This is a genomic window from Salinicola sp., assembly GCF_982684285.1.
This window is the reverse complement of the sequence record NZ_CEXLVS010000441.1, coordinates 1-1492: the sequence shown is the minus strand read 5'-3', so window position 1 is coordinate 1492 and position 1492 is coordinate 1. Positions and strand designations below refer to the sequence as shown.

Below are 1492 nucleotides of genomic sequence, written 5' to 3'. Positions count from 1 at the left end.
CTGAAATATTGACACTAATCTCCAGCATCTGCCCCTGAGATATCCAACTATTCATTTGACGCAAGGCCTCAGTAATCACCCAGTTGCCCACTTCAACTTCTACACTAGTCCCTGCAATTACTGGCAGGAAGTCAAGCGGAAATACCATGCCTTTTTCTGGGTGTTGCCAACGAATAAGTGCTTCTACGCCAAATAACTCGCCCGTTTTCATATTCACTTTTGGTTGATAGTGCAAACAAAAGTCCTTATTCAGTATCGCGTCTTCAATTTCGTGTATATCGGAAAGCTGTTGAATATTTTGCTGATCTTCAACGGCATCATATCGATTAAATGTATTGCGTCCCGCTAGCTTTGCTTGATACATTGCATGATCAGCATGTCGAACCAAGGTATCAAAATCGGCATCATCCACTGGAAAAAGGGTGTAGCCGAGCGAGGCACTGATATTGATCTTGTGCTCGCTAATCATATATGGCTGGGACAGCGCTTCAATGATCCTATCTAATAATTTTTCACACTCCAAAACATTTACTACATTGCCAAGCAACATAATAAACTCATCACCGCCATGCCGAGAAACCGTGTCCTCTTCTCGAATAGTCATTTTAATACGCTCAGCGACTTCGATGAGCAACAGATCGCCGGTCTTATGTCCATAAGTATCATTGATCGGTTTAAAATCATCTAAATCAAGAAAGCAAATGGCCATGGACGTGTCAGAGCGTTTACTATGGGCGATTGCCTGACTAAAACGATCAGAAAGTAAAATACGATTGGGCAGTTGAGTCAATAAATCGTAATGAGCCATCGTCTCTAGGACTCTTTGCTGTTCTTTACTGTCGGTAATATCTGTGTTGATCGAAATATACTGTTTTGGCTCTCCTGCTTCATCCAGCATGGGCACGATAGTTGAAGAAAGCCAATAATATGATCCATCTTTCGCTTTATTATGTATTTCACCATGCCACACTTCGCCCTTAGAAATAGTGCGCCACAATGCATGAAAAAAGGTATCCGGATGAAAATCTGACTTTAATAACCGGTGACTATTACCCATCAATTCATCATGTGAATATTGACTGATATCACTAAACTTATCATTCACATAGACAATATCACCTTGTACATCGGTGATGCTTACAATCGCATGTTCATCCAGTGCATTTTTCTGAAAACCAAGCTCTTCTACTTTTAAGGCCAGTTTTTGCGCTGCCTTTTTTTCTTTTTCTTTTGATTCGCGAAGCTGGCCTTCTGTTTCAATTAGATATTGAATATCTTCTTCTAGTTGTTTAATTCTACGTTTTTCATCAATGCTATCTTCAACTATAAGTACAAATGCAATTTCGGATTGCTCGCCTTTTATCGCTGTCATCGACAGTGTTATCAAAAAGCTAGAAACATTTTTGATATATTTTTTTAGATCGCATTGTTGATAACTCCCCGTTAATACTCGGTACCACATTAACTTGATATCAAGCTCTTTATTGGTTTT

Annotated in this window: 1 protein-coding gene; it reads right to left on the bottom strand. The window is 39.5% G+C overall.

Going from position 1 to position 1492, the window contains the following annotated elements; translation table 11 throughout:
* Nucleotides 1–1492: putative bifunctional diguanylate cyclase/phosphodiesterase (locus AC3AYF_RS20885; protein WP_487780388.1), on the bottom strand; the 1492-nt coding region annotated here is incomplete at both ends.